Source organism: Streptococcus sp. 'caviae' (assembly GCF_001937065.1).
Taxonomy (GTDB): Bacteria; Bacillota; Bacilli; order Lactobacillales; family Streptococcaceae; genus Streptococcus.
In genome coordinates this window covers 63,531-80,217 of sequence record NZ_MOWR01000003.1, presented here as the reverse complement: position 1 = coordinate 80,217, position 16,687 = coordinate 63,531, and the positions used below count along the sequence as shown (strand labels likewise).

The 16,687-nt window shown below is 44.0% G+C and carries 16 protein-coding genes and 2 riboswitches; of the genes, 3 read left to right on the top strand and 13 right to left on the bottom strand.

From position 1 onward, the window contains the following. Nucleotides 1–47: 47 nt before the first annotated feature. A complete protein-coding gene (locus tag BMI76_RS04055) occupies nt 48–290 on the bottom strand; it encodes a KH domain-containing protein (RefSeq protein WP_075346325.1) in 243 nt (80 codons plus the stop codon). 11 nt (nt 291–301) lie between these two features. Continuing rightward, nucleotides 302–577: a 30S ribosomal protein S16 gene (rpsP, locus tag BMI76_RS04050; RefSeq protein WP_057490283.1), complete on the bottom strand. Its 276-nt coding sequence runs from the start codon at nt 575–577 to the stop codon at nt 302–304. 190 nt (nt 578–767) lie between these two features. Continuing rightward, nucleotides 768–856: riboswitch (TPP riboswitch) on the top strand. A gap of 209 nt (nt 857–1,065) precedes the next feature. Between rpsP and thiW the strand changes: the two genes are divergently transcribed. The 3 genes from thiW to thiE are packed head-to-tail and all read left to right on the top strand — an operon-like array spanning nt 1,066 to nt 3,013. Next, nucleotides 1,066–1,593 (top strand): energy coupling factor transporter S component ThiW, encoded by a 528-nt coding sequence (gene thiW, locus BMI76_RS04045; RefSeq protein ID WP_075346324.1) that lies wholly within the window; start codon nt 1,066–1,068, stop codon nt 1,591–1,593. Then, nucleotides 1,590–2,390 carry a hydroxyethylthiazole kinase gene (locus tag BMI76_RS04040; protein ID WP_075346323.1) on the top strand — a complete coding sequence of 267 codons (801 nt, stop codon included), beginning with the start codon at nt 1,590–1,592 and terminating at the stop codon, nt 2,388–2,390. Before thiW ends, BMI76_RS04040 begins: the two co-directional genes overlap by 4 nt. Beyond that, nucleotides 2,387–3,013 carry a thiamine phosphate synthase gene (gene thiE, locus BMI76_RS04035; RefSeq protein WP_075346322.1) on the top strand — a complete coding sequence of 209 codons (627 nt, stop codon included), beginning with the start codon at nt 2,387–2,389 and terminating at the stop codon, nt 3,011–3,013. The genes BMI76_RS04040 and thiE overlap by 4 nt, the downstream gene beginning before the upstream one ends. Before the next feature lie 111 nt (nt 3,014–3,124). Here the strand turns inward: thiE and thiD are convergent, their stop codons facing one another. The 11 genes from thiD to lspA all read right to left on the bottom strand — a co-directional run bounded on the left by thiD (nt 3,125) and on the right by lspA (nt 16,680). Beyond that, nucleotides 3,125–3,916, bottom strand: a complete 792-nt coding sequence (thiD, locus tag BMI76_RS04030) for a bifunctional hydroxymethylpyrimidine kinase/phosphomethylpyrimidine kinase (RefSeq protein ID WP_075346321.1) — start codon at nt 3,914–3,916, stop codon at nt 3,125–3,127. 73 nt (nt 3,917–3,989) lie between these two features. Further along, nucleotides 3,990–4,089, bottom strand: a riboswitch (TPP riboswitch). Between the two features lie 164 nt (nt 4,090–4,253). Beyond that, a complete protein-coding gene (locus BMI76_RS04025) occupies nt 4,254–5,492 on the bottom strand; it encodes an ABC transporter permease (protein ID WP_075346320.1) in 1,239 nt (412 codons plus the stop codon). Between the two features lie 14 nt (nt 5,493–5,506). Further along, a complete protein-coding gene (locus BMI76_RS04020) occupies nt 5,507–6,214 on the bottom strand; it encodes an ABC transporter ATP-binding protein (RefSeq protein WP_075346319.1) in 708 nt (235 codons plus the stop codon). A 5-nt stretch (nt 6,215–6,219) separates the two neighbouring features. After that, entirely contained in the window at nt 6,220–7,515 is a 1,296-nt protein-coding gene (locus BMI76_RS04015; protein ID WP_075346318.1) for an efflux RND transporter periplasmic adaptor subunit, read from the bottom strand. A gap of 417 nt (nt 7,516–7,932) precedes the next feature. Continuing rightward, the gene (carB, locus tag BMI76_RS04010; protein ID WP_075346317.1) at nt 7,933–11,112 is read right to left on the bottom strand and encodes a carbamoyl-phosphate synthase large subunit; all 3,180 of its coding nucleotides are present in this window, start codon (nt 11,110–11,112) and stop codon (nt 7,933–7,935) included. A 115-nt stretch (nt 11,113–11,227) separates the two neighbouring features. Then, complete coding sequence (locus tag BMI76_RS04005) at nt 11,228–12,313, bottom strand: carbamoyl phosphate synthase small subunit (protein WP_075346316.1); 1,086 nt, start codon at nt 12,311–12,313, stop codon at nt 11,228–11,230. A gap of 117 nt (nt 12,314–12,430) precedes the next feature. Continuing rightward, nucleotides 12,431–13,357, bottom strand: coding sequence for an aspartate carbamoyltransferase catalytic subunit (locus tag BMI76_RS04000; protein WP_075346315.1), 927 nt, complete (start codon nt 13,355–13,357; stop codon nt 12,431–12,433). A gap of 91 nt (nt 13,358–13,448) precedes the next feature. Then, nucleotides 13,449–13,973, bottom strand: coding sequence for a bifunctional pyr operon transcriptional regulator/uracil phosphoribosyltransferase PyrR (pyrR, locus tag BMI76_RS03995; protein WP_075346314.1), 525 nt, complete (start codon nt 13,971–13,973; stop codon nt 13,449–13,451). A gap of 211 nt (nt 13,974–14,184) precedes the next feature. Beyond that, a complete protein-coding gene (locus BMI76_RS03990; RefSeq protein ID WP_075346472.1) occupies nt 14,185–14,757 on the bottom strand; it encodes a TVP38/TMEM64 family protein in 573 nt (190 codons plus the stop codon). 575 nt (nt 14,758–15,332) lie between these two features. Further along, nucleotides 15,333–16,229, bottom strand: a complete 897-nt coding sequence (locus BMI76_RS03985; RefSeq protein WP_075346313.1) for an RluA family pseudouridine synthase — start codon at nt 16,227–16,229, stop codon at nt 15,333–15,335. Next, complete coding sequence (gene lspA, locus BMI76_RS03980; RefSeq protein WP_075346312.1) at nt 16,213–16,680, bottom strand: signal peptidase II; 468 nt, start codon at nt 16,678–16,680, stop codon at nt 16,213–16,215. The genes BMI76_RS03985 and lspA overlap by 17 nt, the downstream gene beginning before the upstream one ends. Nucleotides 16,681–16,687 lie beyond the last annotated feature (7 nt).

Sequence of the window (16,687 nt, the reverse complement as noted above, 5' to 3'; positions counted from 1 at the left end):
GAGATGATTTCACAAGCAAGAGAAAAAGCCACCCTTAGGTGACCTTTTTACTCTTTTTCATCAATCACAAGTCTAACTTTTTTACCCTGAGTTGGAACCGAATAGACAATCGATCTTATCGCTGTGATGGTGCGACCTTTTTTACCGATAATTCGGCCAATATCACTAGAATCTAAGTCAAGATGATACTCCAAAAACTCAGGTGTATCTTCAATTTTAATGGTAAAATTATCCGGTTGCGAAATCAAAGGCTTCACAATAGCGATAATCAGATTTTCAATGGTATCCATAGGCAATTACTTTATTTCTTTGAATATTTAGCTTCGTGGAATTTTTTCATGATTCCAGCTTTTGAAAGGATGTTACGAACAGTATCTGATGGCTGAGCACCATTGCCTAACCACTCAAGAATACGATCTTCTTTAAGGGTCACTTGATTTTCAGCTACAAGTGGATTGTAGGTTCCAACAGTTTCGATGAAGCGGCCGTCACGCGGTGAACGTGAATCTGCAACATTGATACGATAGAAAGGTTTCTTTTTAGAACCCATACGAGTTAAACGGATTTTTACTGCCATTTTGAAATAATCTCTTTTCTGTTTTTTATTTTGAGCATAGCTGTGCTATGAACTACTTTATTTATTATAGCAGAAAAAATCAGACTGTCAAGAAAAAAACTTGACAGTCTGAAATAAAAATAGCATTTTAAAATGAATCCATTTACATTTTAAATTTTTCATGTTATGATTAAGGCAATCATAAATATCAAGCAAACATTTGGGGTGCCTTTGGCTGAGATGATACCCATTGAACCTGATGCAGTTAGCACTGACGCAGGGAAATGTCACAATGGATAAATGTCCCCTAATCATAATTATATGATTAGGGTTTTTATATCATCGCAAGAAATCATCTGTATGCATACGTTCTAATCGCTGCAAACCTGACAGCCAAAAACGTTTGTATTCCTAACTCCACAGCTCCCTTGATGTTGCTTAAAAAGGGGGCTTTTGTGTACTGCAATGATTAATTATCTCTTCTCATTCAATGGAAAGGCGGCATTTATATGAATCAAACTAATAGTCACCTTAAAAAATTAACAGTTCTAGCCATGATGATTGCCCTTGATGTGGTTTTGACACCTGTCTTTCGAATCGAAGGAATGGCTCCCATGTCCAGCGTCGTCAATATTATTGCAGCTGCTGTCATGGGGCCTGCTTACAGTGTCTTTATGGCACTGGTGACAGCCATCATTCGGATGACAGCCCAGGGCATTCCTCCGCTCGCTCTGACCGGAGCAGTTTTTGGCGCCTTTTTTGCAGGTCTCTTCTATCAATTAGGGCGTCGCTATTATCTATCTGCTCTGGGGGAAATGTTAGGAACAGGAATCATTGGATCGCTCCTTTCCTATCCTGTGATGGTCTGGTTCACGGGAACCAAAACGGGGCTGTTCTGGTTTATCTACACGCCGCGTTTCATTGGGGCAACTTTGATTGGAACTGTTATTGCCTTACCCATTTTAAATTTGCTTGACAAGCAAGAGTTCTTTAAACGTGTTCAAAGGCTGTTCTTTTCAAAAAAGGAGGCCTTATGATAACTTTCAATAATCCTTTCCCCTTAAAAGGACAGCCCCTCATTCATTGCCTGACCAATGAAATCTCTATTGAAAGTGTCGCCAATGCCATCTTATCCATAGGTGCTAAGCCGGTTATGGCAGATGATCCCAGAGAAATTACGTATTTCCTCAAACAAAGTCAGGCACTCCTGCTAAATTTAGGCCATCTGTCAAGGGAAAAAGAAAAGGCCATCCGCAGGGCAAGTCAATTAGCCTGCTCGGAAGAAAAGCCTTGTCTGATTGATATGGTCGGTATTGCAGCATCCCCTGTTCGCCATCAGCTGGCTCTGGATTTGCTGCAAAATCAGCCGGCCGTTATCAAAGGCAATACAGCTGAAATGCGGCACTTCTGCGGACTGACTGCTCAAGGCAGAGGCATTGACGCTCATCCGCTTGATTATGACCTGACTGACTTGACTGTCCATCTCAAAGCCATGAGCCAGCATTATCCTGACACTGTTTTTTTGGCAACCGGCTCCAAAGATCTCATTGTTTATCAGGACAGGGTACTTATTTTAAAAAACGGCACCCCTTTGCTCAACGCCTTTACCGGAACCGGAGACCTGGTCGGAGCACTGGCCGCCTGTTTTTTAGGCGCCGGAGAAGAAAAGGTTGCAGCCGCTGCACTTGCTGTTTCTTATATCAATATTTGCGGCGAAAAAGCCCAAAGGACTGCTCAGGGACTAGCTGACTTTCGTTTTCAAACACTCAACCAACTCTCCCTTTTGCATAAGGACAAAAGTTGGCTGAAAGAGATAAAAGGAGACAGTTTATGAAAAAAAGTGATTTAAAACTCTATCTGGTAACCAATCGCTATGAGTTCAGCGATAAAACTTTTTTAACTATTGTCGAGGAGGCCTGCAAGGCCGGTATTACACTCTTGCAGCTCAGAGAAAAAAACATCAGCACCCTGCGTTATTATAAACTGGCTAAAGCAGTCAAAGCCATTACGGATCATTACCGCATTCCTCTGATTATTGATGACCGCTTAGATATTTGTTTAGCAGTTGAGGCAGACGGCCTTCACATTGGTGATGATGACCTGCCTGTTGCCAAAGCTCGCAAACTTCTGGGTAAAGATAAAATTTTAGGCGTCAGTGCTAAAACAGTTGAGCGCTCTCTTGAGGCTGAAAGTCAGGGTGCGGATTACCTAGGATGCGGAGCCATATTCCCCACACAAACCAAAAATTCTCCGCACACCAAGCTGCAGACCCTTAAAGAAATCGCAGAAACAGTTCATATTCCTGTGGTAGCGATTGGCGGTATAACTCCCAAAAACATCAATCAGCTGCATAACATTCCTATTGCAGGTGCTGCTGTCGTCAGTGCTATTATGCTGGCAAATGATGTTCAAAAAGAAGTGAAACAATTCCAAAAGGCTTTGGAATTTATTGAGTAAGAAGCGCCCACTTATAACTAAATCACTGACATAAAAAGCTGCACCTCTGAATGGCACCCCAAAGTTAGGTTAAAAATCTAACGATTGGAGCGGATCAGAGATACAGCTTTTTTAATCGTGATAAGCCATGTGATTGACAGGACCTGAGCCGTGACCCAGCTGCGGTGCCTGAGCTATAGCCTTTGTAACAAACTGCTTGGCCTTATCAACAGCCTGATACAGCGTGCGACCCTTAGCCAGTTCAGCTGTTATAACCGCTGCAAAAGTACAGCCGGTTCCATGTGTGTGCACTGTTTCAATTCTTGGACTGGACCAATGAAATCTCTCATCCTTTGTAAAAAGGTAATCTGTGGCATCACCCTGCAGGTGCCCTCCCTTGATAAGAACCGCCTGCGGACCAAAATCTCTTAGGATAATCTCTCCGGCCTTTAAAATATCCTCGGCAGTTTGGATTTTCAATCCGGCAATTTCTTCTGCCTCAGGAAGATTAGGTGTTATTATTTTGGCCAAAGGAAGCAGCTCGGCCTTTAAGTGCCGGCGGGCCTCTTCGTCAATGAGGACGTCCCCGCTTGTCGCTACCATAACAGGATCTAAAACATAGGCTGCTTTTGAACCTTCCAAATAAGGTTTAATAACCGTCATCATTTCCTTTGTCGCCAGCATACCTGTTTTGACAGCATCCGGTTCAATATCTGAAAAAACACTGTCCAGCTGTGCTTCTAAAATGTCCAAACTTAGATTTTCGATTTGCTGAACACCCGTTGTATTTTGGGCAACAACGCTGGTGACAACTGCCATACCGTAAACACCGCGCGCCTGAAAAGATTTCAAGTCTGCCATAATTCCCGCTCCGCCTGTCGGATCAGTTCCTGCAATACTTAAAGCAACCGCTAATTTTGTCATCTTTTTCTCCTTTTTGGTTAACTAAAAATCTCACACCGGCAAGTGTGAGATTGAGATACCCCAAAAGGCACTGTTATTAAGATTCCCACATTTCTTACGCTAGCATTACCTAGTTCAAGTCTAAGGGATTTAACTTTCGTTAATCTCAGCAATCAGCACCCCTAGTGGCTTATTGTTTAATTGGTTTTATTATAGCAATATTTTAACCTTCCGTCCACTTTTTAACAGTCTGTTCAGCAAATGACAGCCCAGATATTACAGAATAGTCCAAAGAAAAAGAGTGAATAGGAGCGACGGCTATTGTGGCTGTCTCTCCTACTCTCCCTTTTGATAAGTATCATTCATATCTCAAGGCTTCGATCGGATCTAATTTACTTGCCTTATTGGCCGGTAAAATACCAAAGACGGCACCGATAAAGACTGAGAAGGCGATGCTGACCAGCACCGTGTTCAATGCAATGACAGGTTTGCCGATAGCATTGACCAGACCTTCTGAATTGCCCAGAGCATTGGTCAAACCATAGGCGCAAAGCAAACCGATAAAACCTCCGATTAAGGTCAGTACAATGGACTCAATCAGAAACTGCGTCAAGATATTGCGGCGTGTAGCTCCCAAGGCCTTACGCAAACCAATTTCTCTGGTACGCTCTGTTACCGACACCAGCATAATATTCATCACGCCGATACCGCCAACTAAAAGCGATGTTCCGCCGATAATCCCTATAAAGGTTGTAATAGCAGTGATTTGTGACTGAGCACTTTGCAATTCTTTACTGATGTCAAACATGGTATAGTGACCATTAGAAGCATTGGAAAGCTTAGTCAACCGTTTGGCTGCTTCTTTTCCGACCCTTGAAGAAACACTGGCATCAGGCACATGAACATAAATGCTGCTAATTTCATCAACACCGAATTCAGAAGCCAGCTGACTGTTAGTCAAAATAGCATTACCATCTGAATTCATGCCATAGACAGACGAGCCGGCATCAGGATCCTTATAAACCCCAACAACACGGTATTTTTTATCTCCGACTTCAATAATCTTATTCAGTGCTTCCTCATGACTGGAGAATAACTTTCCTGCTAACATTTCATCGATCATGATAAAACGCGAAAAGTTCGTGTAATCACTGGTATTGAGCTGACGGCCAGCTACAACTTTATAGCCCTTGACATCAAAATAGTCTTGACTGACACCTGTAAGAGTAACCTGTTTGCCTTTTTTATTTTGATAGAGAACATTGCTTGAAGTTGTATTAGTCACATAGTAGTTATCAATTCCATCAACTTCTTTTACAATGCTTTGAAGCCACTCCTCTTTAATTTTAGGTGCATCCTCCTGCGATTGATCTAAGCTATAATACTGCTCCTGTGCATCCTCATCATTTGACGCGTAATAAATCTGAACATCATGCTGATATTTAGTCGCTTGATCTGTAATATAATGGCGCATGCCTGTTCCCATGGCCATAATGACAGAGACGGCTGTCACCCCGATGATCACTCCCAGCATTGTCAGAAAGGAGCGCATCTTGTGCCCCATAATTGAACTAAGGGCAAATTTCCAATTTTGCATAAAAATTTCCTCCCTTAATCAATACGGACACTGTCAGTCGTATCTAAAGTAATCTCTCCGTCACGGATAACAATCTTGCGAGTCGCATAATCAGCAATTTCAGGCTCATGGGTTACCATGATAATGGTTTTCCCTTCATGATTGAGCTGAGTCAGCAATTCCATAATTTGGTTGCTGGTCTTGGTATCCAAAGCACCCGTGGGTTCATCTGCTAAAATGATTGAGGGATTATTGACCAAGGCCCGTGCGATAGCAACGCGCTGCTTTTGTCCGCCGGAGAGTTCTGATGGCAGATATTTGCGCCTGTCAGCCAATTCGACTTTTTCTAAAAACTGCTGGGCCAGCTGATGGCGCTTAGACGCTGATACACCTGCATAAATAAGAGGCAGCTCAACATTATCCTGCGCATTAAGCTTGGACAAAAGGAAAAACTGCTGAAAGACAAAGCCAATCTCTTCGTTGCGAAGATGTGCCAGTTTATTTTGATTTAGCTTTTCGATGGACTCATCTGCTAAAGCATAAGAGCCGTCTGTTGCCTTGTCTAAAAGACCGATAATGTTCATCAGGGTTGATTTCCCAGAACCGGACGGCCCCATAATAGCCAGAAAATCTCCTTCATTGACAATCAAATCGATACCCTTTAAAACCTGTAATTCCTGATTGCCGTTATGATAGCTTTTTGTAATACCCTCAAGATGGATGAGCTCTTTTTTATCACTCATACTGCTCACCCCTTCTCGCCAGCCTTATCGTTTTTAGCAGAAGGTTTGTCAATCTTCTTACCTTCTTTCAATCCCTTATCAGGATTAGCAATGATAACCTGTCCTTTGTTAAGACCGGAAGAAATTTCCTGTGACTTGGCATCGGCATTGCCTGCGGCAACCTCTTTTCGCAAAACTCGGGAGTTTGATTTGTCGTAAACCCAAACATAATTTTTCTTATTCTGGCGCACCAGTGCCGATGCAGGAATAATAAGGCTCTTGTTTTCGTTAACGACTTCTACAGATACCGTGAAGCCCTGTTTCAAATCGCCTAAATCACTGGTAATATCTGCCTTGTATTCGTAAGCAGCCGCACTGGAAGATGAACCGCTGCCGGATGAGCCGGAACCTTGAGACTGATCCTGATCCGACTGAGTCGGGTAATTTGAAATGTAAGAGATTTTGCCATCCCATTCCTTATTATCATAGACTTTGGATTTAATTTTAATGGCTTGACCGACCTTGATATTAGCCAAATCATACTCTGTCAGAGTTCCTCGAACCTGCAATTTCCCTTCGCTGGTTACATGAACCAAAGCCTTGCTGGTCTTACCGGAAGGGTCAATATCATTGTTAACTTCTGCCACTGTTCCAGTGACTTCACTGGTAACAGAAGTATTATTAAGAGCTGTCTGAGCCTTGTTTACCTCATCTTGAGCAGTGGCTTGGGCATCGTACAAGTCCTGCAGCTGCTGATCATAGGTCGTAGAATTCGTCGGTGTGAGAGCAGCTGCACTGCTGTCAGTCACACCGCTTGCTGAATTGCTGCCTTGAGCACCGGAAGCGTTCCCTTCATCTGCTGCCGGATTGCCAGATGCAGAACCAGTGTCAGCAGAACTGTCTGCTGACGGTGCAATCCCATAGTTTTGATAATTGGTAATCTGACGGTTAACCTTGTTAAGGTTTCTAACCGCTTGATCGTAAGCCGCTTGGGCTTCGCCTGTATCATACTGTACCAGTTGCTGACCTGCAGTAACCTGATCTCCGGCAGCCACTACTACTTTGGGATTGCTTCCCTTGCTGCTGTCATAATAAACATACTGTTCTGATTCAGGCTTGATTGTCCCAGAAAGCAAGGTTGATGAGGAGATAGAACCCTCTTTTACCTTAACCGTCTGATAGCCGACATTCTGTGACTCTATTTGGCTGGACTGCTGCAATCTAATCCAGATCAGTCCCAGCAGAACTGCAACAGCTGCAAAGCTGCCCCCGATAATCCAGCCTTTTTTCTTTTTGGTCATTTTTCCCTTTCTTTTTGGCATAAACTTCTCCTCCTGCTTTTTTCCTTTTCATCATACCGTTAAAGCGAACGTAAAAGCCTTACACTTTTGCCCAAAAACCTTACAAAAATGTAAGACTGCTGTATGTAAATCAAACAGACAGCTTATTGTTCTAACTTTATAATACAAATATACAACCTTTATCAGTTGATGTCAAGTTTTTTCTGGCTACAAACGAAAAAAAGAGAGTGAAGCAAAAATGACAATGATTGACTTCACTCCCTCACTTCAAAACCTAAGCAACAATCCGCTGAATAAGGGTTTCCCATTTTTATAAAACTATCAAAACTCCTATCATCCTTTCCTAGAAGCAGCTAGTTAAGTTCTGAGGATTTTTTGATTTGGCTTTGTATATAAGGGAAAACCCTATGGAGATCAGCTGACCTTTTTACATTTAAATCATATAGCCTGCGTAATAAACCCTCGGCTTTCAAGAACCCGAACCATTGCAGCAGCCGTATCCAAGGCTGTAAAGAGCGGCACCCCGTGTTCAATAGCAGAGCTGCGAATGGCCGCACCGTCCTCATCAAAGGTACGCTTGTTGCCGACCGTATTGATAATGGCCTGAACCTTGCCTGCTCGGACAAAGGCAGGAATATCGTTGGCATCATTTTCTCCGAGTTTATCGACAACCTGAGTGTCTAAGCTATGTTTAGCAAAGAACTCGGCAGTTCCCTTAGTTGCGAGAATGCTGTAACCGATATCGGAAAAGCGCCGTGCCAAATCCAGTGCTTCTTCTTTTGTATCATCAGCAATAGTAAAGATGACATTACCAAAAGACGGAAGATGGAAATAAGAAGCTTCAAAGGCTTTATAAAGAGCCTTTTCAAGAGTTGAGTCTGTCCCCATCACCTCACCTGTGGACTTCATTTCAGGTCCCAGAAGACTGTCAACCTTAGCTAACTTGGTAAAGGAAAAGACAGGAGCTTTGACATGGACGTTTTGACTTTCTGGATAGAGTCCATCCCTATAGCCAAGTTCAGACAGTGTGCGTCCTAAAATTAATTGAGTGGCTACCTGAGCCATGGGAATATCAGTAACTTTGGATAAGAAAGGAACTGTCCGGCTGGCACGAGGATTGACCTCAATAACATAAACCGTTTCATCTTTAATGACAAACTGAATGTTCATCATACCGATACAGTTAAGACCGATAGCTAAACGTTTGGTGTAGTCAGCAATTGTTTCCTGAATTTCTTTTGAAAGCGTCTGCGGCGGATAGACGGCCATCGAATCTCCGGAATGGACACCTGCACGCTCGATATGTTCCATAATTCCGGGAATAAGGACATTTTTGCCATCAGAAATGGCATCAACTTCACACTCGCGGCCGACTAAGTAAGAGTCAACCAGAACCGGATGGTCTGGGCTGGCCTTGACTGCTGTCCGCATGTAGGAACGCAAGTCGTCTTCGTTTTCGACAATTTCCATGGCGCGGCCGCCCAAAACATAAGACGGGCGCACAAGAACAGGGAAGCCAATTTTACGGGCAGAATCAACAGCTTCTTCTTCATTCGTCGCTGTTTGGCCGGGCGGCTGAGGAATTTCCAAATCCTTCAAGGCCTGCTCGAAGAGATCACGGTCTTCAGCGCGGTCAAGGTCAGCTACCTGTGTTCCCAAGATTGTCACACCAGCTTTGGACAGGGGCTCAGCTAAATTAATGGCTGTTTGCCCGCCAAACTGAACAATGACACCCTTTGGCTGCTCTAATTCGATAACGTTCATAACGTCTTCAAAGGTCAATGGTTCAAAATAGAGCTTGTCTGAGACTGAGAAGTCCGTCGACACTGTTTCCGGATTGGAATTCATGATAATGGCTTCATAACCAGCCGCCTGAATGGCTTTTACAGAATGAACAGTGGCATAGTCAAACTCCACGCCCTGACCGATTCGAATCGGACCTGAACCAAGAACGAGAACGGATTCCTTGTCCGATTTGACGGACTCATTTTCCCACTCATAGGTCGAATAGAAATAAGGTGTTGCCGATTCAAATTCAGCGGCACAGGTATCAACCATTTTATAGACAGGAAGGATCTGCTGATCCAGACGAAACTGGCGCACATCCTCAGCTGACATCTTCCAAATGTCAGCAATCTTACAGTCTGAAAAACCGTTGCGCTTAGCTTCCCTAAGCACAGCAGAATCCTTGATATGGTTTGCTAAAGCTTGCTCAATTTCATAGATGTGCAGCAGCTTATCAAGGAAGAAGATATCAATCTTTGTCAATTCTGACAGTTCTTCAATGGTGTAGCCCCGGCGGATAGCCTCTGACAGATAGAAGAGCCGGTCATCCTGAGCCTTAACAATTTTTTCAACCAAGGCATCATCCGTCACCTCAGCGAGCTCTGCGATTTCATTGTGGTAAACACCGATTTCAAGCGATCGGCAGGCTTTGAGAAGACTCTCTTCAATATTGCGGCCGATAGCCATAACTTCACCGGTGGCTTTCATCTGTGTTCCCAGACGGCGTTCGCCATGTTCAAATTTATCAAATGGAAAACGCGGAATTTTAGCCACCACGTAGTCAAGAGCGGGCTCAAACATAGCATAGGTAGTGCCGGTAACCGGATTAATCATTTCATCAAGGGTCAAACCGACAGCGATCTTGGCAGCCAATTTGGCAATGGGATAGCCGGTCGCTTTGGACGCCAGAGCTGAGGATCTGGACACGCGCGGATTAACTTCTATGACATAATATTTAAAGCTATTTGGATCAAGCGCTAATTGAACATTGCAGCCCCCTTCAATTTTCAGGGCACGGATAATGCTGAGGCTGGCGTCGCGCAGCATCTGATTTTCAATGTCTGACAGTGTCTGCGTCGGCGCAAAAACAATGGAATCTCCCGTATGAATGCCGACAGGATCAAAGTTCTCCATGTTACAGACCACCAAGGCATTGTCAGCCGCATCGCGCATCACTTCGTATTCGATTTCCTTAAAACCAGCGATGGAGCGTTCAATCAAACACTGGGTTACTGGTGAGAGCTTGAGGCCATTCTCGGCAATTTCTCTGAGCTCTGCTTCGTCGGCACACATGCCGCCGCCAGTGCCGCCTAGGGTAAAGGCCGGACGGACAATGACAGGATAGCCGATTTCCTTGGCAAAAGCTACCGCTTCTTCAACGCTGTTGACAATATCAGATTCAGGAATGGGCTGTTTTAAATCTTCCATCAGCTGCTTAAAGAGGTCACGGTCCTCAGCCTGATCAATGGCAGACAGCTTGGTTCCTAAGAGCTCAACACCCAATTCATCCAAAATACCAGCTCTGGACAGTTCCATAGCCATATTGAGACCTGTTTGCCCACCAAGAGTCGGCAGCAAAGCATCCGGCCGTTCCTTTCTCAGGATACGTGTTACAAATTCGATGGTGATGGGCTCGATGTAAACACTGTCTGCGATTTCCTTATCGGTCATAATAGTGGCCGGGTTGGAATTCACAAGCACAACACTGTAGCCTTCTTCTTTGAGGGCCAGACAGGCCTGTGTCCCTGCATAGTCAAACTCCGCAGCCTGACCGATAATAATCGGACCAGAACCGATAACCATGATTTTTTTAATATCTGTACGTTTTGGCATTTATTTCTCCTATTTGCTAGCTCTCTGGTTAACATTAAATATCATTTTCCAATGTGAAAAACGTCTCTGTCAGCAAGTCTCTCCCTTCACTTGGAACATGGGAATGTTTCTCTTTTTAATTTTTAGCACCTTGCTGGAAAGCGTCAATCATTTCTAAAAATTCATCAAACAGATAAGACGCATCGTGCGGTCCCGGTGCAGCATCCGGATGGTACTGAACCGAAAAGGCCGGATAATGGCGATGGCGCACGCCTTCAATTGACTTATCATTAATTTCTTCATGCGTAATCATCAATTCTTCCGGCAGGCTTTCACGTTCCACCGCATAGCCGTGGTTTTGGCTGGTAAAATCAATCCGTCCTGTAGCAATTTCACGCACTGCATGGTTAAAACCGCGATGTCCGAATTTCATCTTGTAAGTAGTGGCGCCATTAGCCAGACTAAAGAGCTGATGACCCATACAGATACCAAAAATCGGAATTTTCCCCTGAACTCCCCGAATCATATCCAAGGCTTCCGGAACATCTTCCGGGTTGCCGGGGCCGTTAGACAGCATGACACCGTCCGGATTCAGGTCAAGAATTTCCTGAGCAGTTGTATCATAAGGCACAACCGTCACATTGCAGCTGCGCTTTGAAAACTCACGCAAGATGGAATGCTTGAGACCAAAGTCAACGAGAACAATGTTTTTACCGATCCCCGGAGCCGGATAGGCTGCCTTGGTGGATACCTGCTCAATATTATTTGTCGGAAGAACAGTAGCCCGCAGCTGATCCTGCAGGTGGTTTATTTCGTCTCCGCCGTTAGTAAGAGTCGCCTTCATTGTCCCATGAAGACGGATAATCTTCGTAAGCGCGCGGGTATCAATGCCAGAAATCCCCGGAATATTCTTAGCTTTCAAAAATTCATCCAAGGTCATCTGTTTACGCCAATTACTTGCCAGACGGGCATTTTCTGACACGACTACTCCCTTACAGGTCGGTTTGATACTCTCATAATCATCACGGTTAACGCCATAATTGCCAACCAGCGGATAGGTGAACGTCAAAATTTGACCGTTGTAAGACTGGTCAGTAATAGACTCTTGATAGCCCGTCATGCCAGTATTAAAAACAATTTCTCCGGTTACATCAAGGTCTGCCCCAAAGGCCTGTCCTTCAAAAATAGTTCCGTCTTCTAAAATTAAAAGTCTCTTTCCCATATTTTTACCTTTCAGTAAGATCAGCACGTTTTCACTTTAGGCATTCGCAGATGCTCAGTAAAAACGGCTGACTGAAATTCTCATTTATCTTTTTTATCTTTATTTCTACAGCTCTAATTAGGTTTTTCCCTTAAGGATAGCTTCTAAAATAGCCATTCTGACAAAAACCCCGTTTTGCATCTGAGCCACAATGCGCGACTGAGGGGCTTCTACCAGACTGTCTGCAATCTCCACATCACGGTTTACCGGAGCAGGATGCATGATAATCGCAGAGCTTTTCAGCTGATCATAGCGAGCTTGGGTCAGACCGTAGTGTGCGTGATAAGTCTCTTTTGAAAAGCTGCCCTGCCCATCATGGCGCTCGTGCTGAACACGCAGCAGCATGAGAACATCCACCTGATCAATAATCTCATCCATGGCAACATACTTGCCGTAAACATCAAACTCAGAAGAATACCATTCTTTAGGCCCTGAAAAATAAATCTGGGCTCCTAAGCGCTTAAGAATCTGCATATTGGACTTAGCCACACGAGAATGGGAAATATCCCCTGCAATGGCAATCTTAAGGTTTTCAAAGCTTCCAAATTCATCATAGATGGTCATCAAATCCAGCAGACATTGGCTGGGGTGCTGACCGGAACCATCACCGCCGTTTACAATAGACGTTTGGATGGTCCGGCTGTCAATCAACTCCTTATAATAGTCATCCTGCGAATGGCGGACAACACAGATATCAACACCTAAAGCACTCATGGTCAAAATCGTATCATAGAGGGTCTCACCCTTGTTTACAGAGCTGGTCTTAGCATCAAATTCAATAACGTCCAGACCCAGCTTTTTCTCTGCCACTTCAAAAGATTTGTGAGTCCGCGTTGACGATTCAAAAAACAAATTTGCCGCAAAGTACTGCCTGTCCAGCGAAAAATGAACCTTTTTCTCTTTGAAAGCCAATCCTCTTTTAATTAAGCCAAGCACTTCTTCATTGGATAAAATCTCCATGCTGACCAAATGCTTAAGCGACACAACACCATCAGTAACTATCATTAGAACCTGTCCTTTTCTGAGAGAATGCCATAAGGGCTTGCTTTGCGGCCGGATATTCACCATATCTCAGGCCGCATCCAACAGATTAGCCTCAATCTTCTTTCGCAAGCAGCAAAACATTATCTTTGCCATCAATCTCTGTCATATTAACAACAATTTCTTCTGAGCCGCTGGTTGGAATATTTTTCCCAACGTAGTCTGCACGGATAGGAAGTTCTCGGTGGCCCCTGTCTACTAAAACAGCCAGACTTACTCTGGACGGGCGGCCGAGACCGACAAGGTTGTCAATCGCGGCACGGATAGTGCGGCCCGTGTAGAGCACATCATCTACCAAAATCACATCACGGTCTGTAATATCAACCGGCATGTCGGTTGTATCTTCCTCGATTTTAATATCATCGCGGAAAGGTCTGATATCAAGCTGGCCAATCGGGACATCGATACCTTCAATCTGCTTAAGACGCTCCTGAATGCGGCGGGCAATAAAAACACCGCGCGTCTTAATACCTGCTAAAACAATCTTATCAAGGCTTTTGTTGCGCTCAATAATCTCGTAAGTGATGCGTGTAATAGCACGCTTCATAGTGACACCGTCAACAATTTCTTTTGTTTTCATAGAATGCCTTTCTGTAAAAATAAGAAAAAATCTCCTTATACAAGGAGATTTCACGAAATATAAGTACAGTTTCCCCTGCACTTTTTTCTAACCAGCTCCTTGCCTGCCTCACGGGACAGTGTTAAAGGAATATTCATTTCATTTATTATAACATACTGCTTTTATTTTTCAAGCATCATCTATATTTTTCTGTCAGCAAGACAGACCAGGCTCAGCCCAGGCCGAATAATTTTGACAAAATGGTCGTTAAGCCCATACTATAGGCCAAAATCGCCGCCGGCTTTCCTAACAGTATAATGGTTATAAACTGTTTGTAAGTCATGCTGGTTGTCCCAGCCAAATAGCAGAGCAGATCATCCGGCGCAATCGGCAAAAAGATGGCCCAGGCGAAATATTTAGCAAATTTACTGTCCGAATTGGTCCGGTGTTCATAGCTTTCAAGGAGCTTGGGACTAAAGAAAGCTTCCAAAGCAGGGCGTCCGAACCGTTTAGCAATATGAAACCCTAAAACAGAACCGGTGCAAATGCCAATATAATTCCAAATAAAGCCCCAGACAGGACCAAAAATAAGAACTCCTGCTAAAGTGGAAACGCCTCCCGGCAAAATCGGAATAGCCACCTGAATAATCTGCAACAAAATAAAAATTAACGGGCTCCACGTACCGTAACGCTTCATGGCAGCACGCAGTTTTTGAACATCTGTCAGGTAGCCCTTATTGTAGAGATGAATGGTCAAAAGGATCATCGCTAAAATCACCAGCCAGGTAAGAATGCGTAAAAACATGCGGACATATTTCAGTTTGGTTTCTGTTTTTAAAGGATTGGATTTTTTCATGTATTTATTGTAGCAAAAACTTGTGAAATCCACCGCGATAAACTGTCGGCTCAAAAAAAACCGGGCAAACATGTGCTGCCGGCTGCTATCCTGATTTTAATTTTATACTCTGTCTCAAAATCTCCGAACGAGGCTGGGACAAAAGTCCTTCCTCCTTTAATTATTTAAGATATAGCAGTTTGACGCAGTGGTTGATTGGAGGTCCTTATCCCTTGCTAGGCAAGTGATAGCGGCCATCCTAATCAACTGTGCGGAGGTGGGACAACAAAATCAAAATCGTGATTTTACCACGATTTACTGATTTTTGTCCCACTCTCGTTTTTTGCTGCAGCGGAAAGTATCTGGGTCAGACTCATTCAATTCGCCTATTTTTCTTACAGATTGTGAATTGATATTATCCTAAGATGTGTATGCTTGTGAAATGCTAACTATAGAGTTTGTCTACAACCTGACTATATCACTTTGGCCTACCCTAGTACAGCCTGCAGCTCGTTACCTAGTCTATTTTTGATTTTTATTGAGTATTAGCTTAACTGGCGGCGCAACTGATCCAATGTTTCTTGGAAAACTGCCGGTACTTCTGCGGAAAAACGCATGAGTTGGCCGCTGACAGGATGAGTAAAGGCCAAGGTCTCCGCATGAAGAAACTGTCCCTGTCCCTTAAGCGTTTTTTTAGGTGCATAAAGCGGATCTCCGGCAACCGGATGGCCGATATAGGCCATATGAACGCGAATCTGATGGGTTCTTCCAGTCTCTAAAGTCAGCTTTACCAAAGTGTAGTCACCCAGACGCTCCACTACCTGAAAATGTGTTAAGGCAGGCTTACCCTTTGCTGTCACAGCCTGTTTTTTGCGGTCTTTGTCACTGCGGCCGATCGGTGCTTCAATAACACCGCGGTCATTTGGCAGATTTCCGTGAACAATAGCCAGATACTGACGCAAAGATTTCTTTTCTTTCAATTCATCAGCCAGAAACTGATGGGCCTGGTCATTTTTAGCAATCATCAAAAGTCCCGAAGTATCCTTATCAATGCGGTGAACAATGCCCGGTCTTACCACGCCGTTGATGGTCGATAAATCTTTGATATGAAAGAGCAAAGCATTGACCAAAGTTCCAGTAGGGTGGCCTGCCGAAGGGTGTACCACCATTCCTTGGGGCTTATTGACAACTGCCACATCGGCATCTTCGTAGATAATATCAAGCGGCAAATCCTGAGGCGGGCAGTCCAGTATTTCTTCCTGCGGCAGCTCATAAATAACTACGTCTCCGGCCTTAACCGCATATTTGGCCTTTTGAGCTCTGCCATTAACCAAAACAAGCCCCGCCTTAATCTGTTCACCGGCCTGACTGCGGGACAGTTCTGTCAAATCTGACAGCGCCTTATCCAGACGCGCCCCTGCTTCTTTAATGCGAATCTCCATTTTTCTCTTCTCTCCATAAGGCAATAATCAAAAGCAGCACTCCAATACTCAAATACGTATCGGCTGCATTAAATATTGCAAAATCAATAAAATCAAGATGAACCATATCAACTACATAGCCCAGCCGCAAGCGATCAATAAAATTGCCCAAACCGCCGGCAATAATCAAAATCAGGCCGGCTAACAGCCAGACGTCGTCAGACTGCATAAATTTGATAAGGTAGTAACTGGCTGCTCCCAGCACCACTATGCTAATAATTGTAAAGAACCACTGCTGGTTTTCTAAAATTGAAAAGGCTGCCCCTGTATTTTTCAAATAAGTAAGACTGACAACATTGGGAATCACATTGACGATTTCACCCAAAGCAATTGATTTGACAACCAACATTTTACTGAGCTGATCAAAGCCAACCAAAAGAAGAACGGCAAAAGGCAATAATATCTTTCTCATAAGTTCT